Here is an 8,050-nt window from a genome sequence, read left to right as displayed (position 1 = left end):
GCATCGAGCGCTTGAGCTGCCTGGCGAAGCGGCGGTAGTTTTCGCAGAACTGCGTGTAGCCGTAGGTCTGGCGATCGGCATAGTCGGCGCGGTGCTCCTCCCACAGCAGCATCAACGTCATGCCCTTACGGCGCAGTTCCTGGTGCAGGCGGCCATAATCGGGCTGCACATAGTCACTCGCCTTTTGGGCGCCGACCAGCAGGCGCCGCTCCAGTGCCGCCTCGTCCATGCTTTGTACAGTGAGCCAGTCCAGGCCAGCTGCCGCAGCCAGGCCGGCGTACTTCGTGACCACACCTTTAGACAGGCCAAGTGCATTGGCAATCTGCTGGTGCGACAATTTGGCGTCAAGTTTGAGTCGTAGTACGTCCTTAATTTTACGCATATTGATCCTCGGTGCGGGCACGCCATCTCCAGTCAAAAGCTGGGAGCCTACCCGTTCGGTTGCAAAATGCGTAACGTCATCACTGCGCTGTACAACACCATTCCGGCATCGTGACCAGCGATTCCGGTATCGTGACCGCTGATTCCGGACAATGCCCGAAATCGGTCACGTTCGCCCGGAATGGGCGGTCACGTTCAAACGGAATGGCTGGTCACGATGCCGGAATCACTGGTCACGTTCGTCCGGAATACCCACCTCGAAGGCCGTATTGGCTGTGCGCTGGCCTACCTGGACGTGCAGACGCCGGGGCTGTGGGACATGCCGTTTTTACTGGTTTGACCGAAAACCGTTAATAAGGAGAGGAGGAACAATGAGCTAGTGACAAGAGGGAAACAACGCTGTATCGAATCATTTGCCTATTTACATCAATAAGGAGCAAACATGGAACAACTGATCAAGCGTAAAAAACTGGGCCTGACCAAATCGAGCCTGCGTGAACTGACCGCCGCCGAAATGACCTATGTCGCCGGCGGCGAAGAAGAAGTAGATACAGGTGACGGCGGTGGCAGCGGCGGCAGTGGCAGCGACGGCGGCGGCGACGGCGGCGGCGACATGGGCGGCGGCGCTGGCATCTTCGAGAGCGCCGTTTGCACCACCAGTTGCAACAGCTGCTTTGGCTGCGGCGCGCCAGCACCGACCAACACCTGCCCAGCGCCGGCAAGTAACACTTGTCCGAACCCGGGTTCCTATACTTGCCCTGGCAGGTAAGCACTGGGTATTGTGAGGCACTAGAAGAGCGGATGGCGCCGTCCGCTTTTTTGGCAACTGTCATCTGCACTTATATCAGTAATGCAAGGATATCTCCATGAAAGACAAGAACCAACTCACGCATCAAGGTTTCTTCCATTTGCGCACCCCGTTGCTGGGCATGGAGGTGATCAAGCGCTGGGCGCAGGCCGACGACCGCACCACTTATGTATTTGCTGCCTTTAAATCGCCGTTGTTGAGGGAGGCGTTGTATCTGGCATCGCGCTCGCTTTACGACCGCTTGGAAGAGTATGAAGCAGCGCCCGCATCCAGTGCTGAACCGATGCGGCCGGCGCTGACGCTGGGAGGCAAGACCTTTCTGGCGCCGGGCCTGAAAAAAGACAGCAGTACCGATAAGCTAGTGACCGCGCTGTCGCGCTATCTGGCCCGCGCATCCTTCCGCTGCACGCCCTACGGCATGTTTTCCACCGTATCGACCGGCCGGGTGGCGGGCGCCACCGACCTTTCAGGCATCGCTAGCGCGCCGGTCGTACGCCATATCCACTACGACTTCGGCTTTGAATCCCGATTGCTAGAGCAAGCCAATGCCGATCCCGTCACGCGCGACAAGGTCAGCTACCGTCCGAACCCGAACCTGAACCGCTACGCGCAAAAATATTATTGCGCCGAAGCAAAAATGACCAATGATCGCAAGACCTATGTGCTGTCGGCGGTCGAGCAAAGCGAAGAGCTGGAGCTGGCATTGTCGGCAGCCGAACAAGGAGTCTCCCTTGGGGAACTTACCGAACTGCTGGCCCGGCGCTTTGATGTCAGCAGAGAGGAAGCGCACGCTTATGCGAGCGAGCTGATCGACAGCCAATTGCTGGTATCGCCGCTTGGTGTGCCGATCAGCGGAGGCCGTCGGTTGCTCAGCCTGCACCAGCAACTGCAACAGTTCGGCCAGCAGGGCCACACGCAAAGCGCAGTAAGTGCTTTGCAGTCGCTGCGTGCGCAGGCAGCGGCCATGCCGCTTGACAGCCTGGTGTCCGGCTACCGGCAAACCCAGCAGACGCTATTCCCCCAAGGCGGGCGGAAAGATGTCCCAAGAGTGCTGTTCCAGGTGGATTGCCAGCGTCGTTTTGTGCCTACACTGTCGGAAGCCCAGGTGGCCGAGCTGACCGCGTCGGCACAGGCCTTGACACGCCTGCTGTCGGAACCATCGGAAGTATTTTCCGACCACAAACGTCTGTTCCAAGAACGCTTTTCCGACCAGGAAGTACCACTCGACCTGGCGCTGCATTCCGAGCACGGCATTCCCTTCCCGACCCAGACCAGGGCAATGTCGCCGCTGCTCGATGGCATCCATATGCCGACTTACGTCAGTGGCAATACCTATCGCAGCAGCATGGTGGACAAACTGCTCATCAACAAACTGGAGCTGTGCCAGCGCGCCGGACTGAACACCATTGATATCACCGAGCAAGATTTGAACGTGGTACGGCGCCACAGTCCGCGCGTGCCGCCGATTCCCGAGGGCCTGTTCATACAAGCCATGCTGTTGCACCAGGATGTCGACAATGCACCGAAATACGTTATCCAGATGCTGGCGGGCCGCTCCGGTGTGGAAATGCTGGGCCGCTTCACTTCCTTCGACGACGAGTTACTGGCGTGCGTGCGTACCATGCTGAAAAAGCAGCAGCAACAGGAACCGCATGGGGTGTACGCGGAAATCATTCACGATGCTCAGATCCGCCTCAACAACATCGTCTCGCGTCCCGCTCTGCGCGACTACGAAATCGTCATTAGCGGCGCCAGCGAAGCGCCCGCCGAGCGCCAGATCCGCCTGTCCGATTTGACGGTGCGGCTGGAAAACGGTCAGTACAAACTGCGCTCACGCCGCCTCAACCAGGATATTCTGCCGCGCATGTCGACTGCGCACTGGTATGGCCGGGGCAATCTGGATGTCTACCAGTTCCTGTGCCAGTTGCAAAACCAGGACCGTCCGGCCTTGGGCCCATTCCGGTGGAGCGACGTGTTTGACGCGCTGCGCCGCACGCCGCGCGTGGTATATGCCAACACCGTGTGGGCCAGCGCCAAGTGGCGTTTCGACGGGCGGGACCGCGAACTGCTGATGGTGGCGGCCGGCGATGAGGAATCCATGCGCGATTGGATCGCCCGGCATGAACTTCCGCGCTTCGTCACACTGGATGCCGGCGATAATTCACTGCCCATCGATTTGTATAATCCGGTGCTGGTGGCCATGCTGCTGGAAGAAATCGGCAAGAGCGCGCGCTGGGAACTGTCCGAGTGCATAGCACTGAATCAGGCCGGTGAAGATGCCATCTTCAACAGTGAGGTGGTGCTCCCGTTCGTGATGGCGCCCGCCACCCCGCACGCTGTCGAACCCGCCCAGATCTCTTCGCTACCGGCGCGCGCGCAGACCCGAAATGCGGTTTACCCACCAGGCAGTGCCTGGACCTACTTCAAGCTGTACTGCGGTCCGCTGGAAGCGGACGATCTGCTGCTGGGTGTGGTTGCACCGGTGCTGGAAGCGGCCGAACGCGAAGGCCTGATCGATCGCTGGTTCTACATTCGCTACGCTGATCCGAAAACCCATCTGCGCGTGCGCTTCCACGCCGCAGTGGCGGCCAACCGCGCGCAGGTGATGCAGCGCATGAGTGCTGCGCTGCAGCCGGCGATCGATAACCAGTCGTGCAACAAAGTGGTGATCGATACCTATGAACAGGAAACGCTGCGCTATGGCGGTAGGCAGGCCGCGCCGCTGGCGGAGCAGCTGTTTGCTCTCGACACGGCATTGGTCACCCGCGCCTTGGCCCAGGCGCAGCGGGAGCTGGCGCCGCATGAGCGTTGGCTGATCGCGCTGCTGGGTATCGAAGCGTGGTTGCAGGCGTTCGCGCTGGAGCCGGCCGAGGCGCTGTCGCTGATGGAGCACATGAGCGTATCGTTCAAGAGCGAGTTCTCGATCAGGGCGCCGCAGAAGATCCAGCTGGGTGCGAAGTACCGCAGCTACCGCAAGCAGATCGAAGCCTATTTCTTCGGCGGCGCGCAGCACCAGTTTGCATCGCTAGCGCAGCAACTGGTGCAGCAGGCGCGCACCAGCGCCGCCCAGCTGCGTGCCTGGTCGGAGCAGGGCGAGTTGACGGCAACGCTGCAGGACATCATCGGCAGCCTGATTCATATGCATTGCAATCGCGTGATCGCCACGGATCAGCGCCGCCATGAAGTGGTGCTGTACGACTTCATGGTGCGCATCCTGGAAAGCCGGCGTTCGCGCCAGCGCAAGCTGGCCAGCGCTGCGTAGAGGGCGGACCATGGAACCGGAAACCCTGTTTCGACCGGAAATCTTCAAGGCCCGCCAAGTCAGCTGGATGGGCGATATCATCATCGCCCGCTCGAATTCGGCCGTGCTACTGACCAGCTTGGCAGCGCTGGTTGGCATCACTATTCTGACATTCCTGTTTTGCGCCGGCTACACCAAGCGTGTCACCGTGTCGGGGCAGTTGTTGCCTGACACGGGGTTGGTCAAGATTTACGCGACCCAGCATGGCGTGGTGCTGGAAAAACGGGTGGCAGAGGGCCAGGCGGTCAAGCGTGGCGATGTGCTGTATGTCCTGTCCAGTGATCGCCAGGACGCCAGTACCCGAGGCGTGCAGGAATCGATCAGTCGCCAGGTTGGCCTGCGCCAGCAATTGTTGCGCGAAGAAGCCAGCAAGACCCGTCAATTGCAAAGCGAGGACCGCAGCGCATTGTCGCGCAAGGTGGCCAGCTTGGCTGACGAAGTGGCTAAGCTCGATAGCCTGATCGGTGGCCAGCGCAGCCGCGTTTCTCTGGCCAACCAGACGGTTACCCGCTACCAAGGGCTGGTGGCGCAGGGCTTCGTGGCGCAGGAACAACTGCAGCAGAAACAGGGAGAGTTGCTGGATCAGCAAACCCGGCTGCAAAGCCTGGAGCGCGACAAGATCAGCACAGTGCGCGAATGGACGACGCAAAATACGGAACTGTCGTCGATCGCGCTGCGCCAGCAAAATGCCTTGCTGCAAATCGAGCGCAACATTGCCAGCACTGAGGAAGAGTACACCGAGAGCGAAGGCAAGCGTTCCATCATGATCGCGGCGCTACAGGATGGCATTGCTTCCGGCGTCAACGTGGATGTGGGCCAGACGGTCGAGGTAAACAAGCCGCTGGTCAGCATAATTCCGGCCGGCGCGAAACTGCAGGCAGTCCTGTATGCCCCCAGCAGCGCCATTGGTTTCGTCAAGCCGGGCGATACGGCATCGATCCGCTATGAAGCCTATCCATATCAGAAATTCGGTCACGCCAAGGGCTTGGTGCAATCGATCTCCAAAGCGGCGATACCAGTGTCTGAAATCGTCGAGTCCGGCAACCTGCCTGGATTGAGTTCGGCAAAGTCCACCGACTCGCTCTACAAAATCACGGTGGCGATCGATGCGCAAACCATCATGGCATACGGCCAGCCGCAGCAGCTCCAGGCTGGCATGGCGTTCGATGCCGACATCTTGCAGCAGACCAGAACCCTGTTTGAATGGGCGATGGAACCTTTGTATAGCCTAACCGGCAAACTTTGAGCGAGCACAGTGCCATGTCTATTCTTGATGGAATTTCGTTCGGCTTCAGACGGCAACTGCCGGCGATTCTGCAGATCGAAGCGGCCGAGTGCGGGCTGGCTTGCGTTGCCATGATCGCCGCGTACCACGGCAACCAGGTTGATCCCCGCGCATTGCGCCAGCGCTTTTCCGTGTCGCTGAAAGGCATCAGCCTGACCAGCCTGGTCCAGATCGCCAAGGAAGTGGGGCTGGCCAGCCGTCCCGTAAAGCTCGACCTGGAAGACTTGCAGCAATTGCGGCTGCCGTGCATTCTCCACTGGAATCTGAACCACTTCGTGGTACTCAAGCGGGTTGACCGCAATGCGGTGGTGATCCACGACCCGGCCCGCGGTGTGCGCAAGCTGTCCTTTGCCGATGTGTCGCGTGCCTTTTCCGGTGTGGCGCTGGAGCTATGGCCAGATGCGGGATTCGAGCAGCAGCAGCAAAAGCCGACCATCCGGCTGCGTGCGCTGATGGGTAATGTCAGCGGCTTGTATGCGGCGTTTGCGCAGATCATTGTGTTGGCGCTGGTGCTGGAAGTGTTTGCCATCGTCAGTCCACTGTTCATGCAGTGGCTGATCGACGATGTCGTGGTCAGTAACAATGGCGATTTGCTGACCACGCTGGTAATTGGCTTCGCGCTGCTGATGCTGCTGCAGCAGGCAGTGGGGGCCGTGCGCACCTGGTGTGTTATCTACATGGGCACGTCGCTGAATATCCAGTGGCGCGCGAATGTATTTTCGCACCTGGTCAACCTGCCGGTGGAATATTTCGAAAAACGCCACATTGGCGACATCGTGTCGCGCTTCGGATCGGTGGACCAGATCCAGCGTACCCTGACCACGTCCTTCATTGAAGCCGTTCTGGACGGCTTGATGACACTGATTACCCTGCTGATGATGTTCCGTTACAGCACCACGCTCGGCATGGTGGCGGTAACTGTGATGTGCTTGTACGCGCTGAGCCGCTGGATGTGGTATTCACCGCTGCGTAACGCCACCAGCGAGCAAATCATCTTTGCAGCCAAACAGCAAAGCCATTTTCTGGAAACGGTGCGCGGGATCAAGACCATCAAGCTGTTCGGCCGGCAGGACATCCGCCGTGCTTCTTGGCTCAGCCTGGTGGTGGACCAGACCAACGCGGACCTGCGTACGCAGAAGCTGCAGATGCTGTACCGCCAGCTCAACGGTCTGCTGTTTGGTGCCGAGAATCTGATCACGATGTGGCTGGGCACGCGCTATGTGCTGGACGGTGCATTCAGTGTCGGCGCGCTGATGGCGTTCAATTCATACAAGGGCCAGTTCGACAGCCGGGTCGGTTCGCTGATCGACAAGTATTTCGAGGTGAAGATGCTGCAGTTACACGGCGAGCGCTTAACCGACATCGTCTGGACCGAACCGGAGCTGACCAAGGACAGCCTGCTGGGCGAACCGGAAGAGGGTGCGCCGCCGCTGGTCGAAGTGCTTGGTCTGACCTATCGCTATGCCGAGCACGAGCCTATGGTGCTAAAGGGCATTAACCTGCGTATCGAACCAGGCGAATCGGTGGCCATCACAGGTCCTTCAGGTTGCGGCAAAACCACCTTGCTAAATTTGTTGCTGGGCGTCTTGGCGCCAACCGAAGGAGAAGTGCTGGTCGATGGCGTCAGCATCACCAACACGGGCGTGGCCGCACTGCGCAATATGGTGGGTACGGTGCTGCAAGACGATGTGCTGTTTGCCGGTTCGATCGCTGACAACATCTGTTTTTTCGATCCCCGTCCCGATCAGAAGTGGATACATCGCTGCGCCGAGATGGCCAGCATCAGCCAAGAGATTGCTGCCATGCCAATGGGCTATAACACCCTGGTCGGCGATATGGGAACGGTGTTGTCGGGCGGACAGAAACAACGTGTGCTGCTAGCACGCGCTCTGTACAAGCGGCCGCGAATCCTGCTACTGGACGAGGCTACCAGCCACTTGGACGTCGGCCGCGAACAGATGGTGAATCAACTAGTGGAATCGCTGAACATTACCCGCATCATCATCGCGCACCGTCAGGAAACCATTGCGACCGCCAAGCGAGTGATCACCATCGGCGATGGCCGCATTGTTCGCGATACCGGTACGCCCAGCATGGCGATGGTGGGCGGTGGCGCGAACCATTCGCAGGAACAGATTCAGATCGCAGCGAGCTGACGCTTGTTTTTTGAAAGCCGAAAACAACGCGAAAGTATGTTATACGAAAGGACGTGTTTGCTGTAGGCGAACAAGTGGGAGCGACGATCCCCCGTGCAGAACTGGCACCGGCCTGGGTG

General features: G+C 59.3%; 5 protein-coding genes. 4 read left to right on the top strand and 1 reads right to left on the bottom strand.

Annotated elements, in window-relative coordinates:
* On the bottom strand, nucleotides 1–382 hold a 382-nt coding region (locus tag ASR47_RS18555), incomplete at its 3' end, for an IS21 family transposase (protein WP_483790118.1).
* 441 nt (nucleotides 383–823) lie between these two features.
* Between ASR47_RS18555 and ASR47_RS27640 the strand changes: the two genes are divergently transcribed.
* From ASR47_RS27640 to ASR47_RS18535, 4 genes are all read left to right on the top strand, one after another.
* Nucleotides 824–1,150, top strand: a complete 327-nt coding sequence (locus tag ASR47_RS27640; protein WP_065309247.1) for a hypothetical protein — start codon at nucleotides 824–826, stop codon at nucleotides 1,148–1,150.
* A 97-nt stretch (nucleotides 1,151–1,247) separates the two neighbouring features.
* A complete protein-coding gene (locus tag ASR47_RS18545) occupies nucleotides 1,248–4,451 on the top strand; it encodes a lantibiotic dehydratase (RefSeq protein ID WP_065309246.1) in 3,204 nt (1,067 codons plus the stop codon).
* Between the two features lie 10 nt (nucleotides 4,452–4,461).
* The gene (locus ASR47_RS18540; protein ID WP_065309245.1) at nucleotides 4,462–5,736 is read left to right on the top strand and encodes an HlyD family secretion protein; all 1,275 of its coding nucleotides are present in this window, start codon (nucleotides 4,462–4,464) and stop codon (nucleotides 5,734–5,736) included.
* Between the two features lie 14 nt (nucleotides 5,737–5,750).
* A complete protein-coding gene (locus tag ASR47_RS18535) occupies nucleotides 5,751–7,931 on the top strand; it encodes a peptidase domain-containing ABC transporter (RefSeq protein ID WP_065309289.1) in 2,181 nt (726 codons plus the stop codon).
* Nucleotides 7,932–8,050: the final 119 nt, after the last annotated feature.

The organism is Janthinobacterium psychrotolerans (assembly GCF_001677885.1).
Lineage (GTDB): Bacteria > Pseudomonadota > Gammaproteobacteria > Burkholderiales > Burkholderiaceae_D > Janthinobacterium > Janthinobacterium psychrotolerans.
This window is presented reverse-complemented; position numbering and strand designations above follow the sequence as displayed.

Bases quoted from the DNA above. Each gene is read 5' to 3' on its own strand.
- ASR47_RS27640 (WP_065309247.1), top strand. From the start codon at position 824: ATGGAACAACTGATCAAGCGTAAAAAACTGGGCCTGACCAAATCGAGC.
- ASR47_RS18545 (WP_065309246.1), top strand. From the start codon at position 1,248: ATGAAAGACAAGAACCAACTCACGCATCAAGGTTTCTTCCATTTGCGC.
- ASR47_RS18540 (WP_065309245.1), top strand. From the start codon at position 4,462: ATGGAACCGGAAACCCTGTTTCGACCGGAAATCTTCAAGGCCCGCCAA.
- ASR47_RS18535 (WP_065309289.1), top strand. From the start codon at position 5,751: ATGTCTATTCTTGATGGAATTTCGTTCGGCTTCAGACGGCAACTGCCG.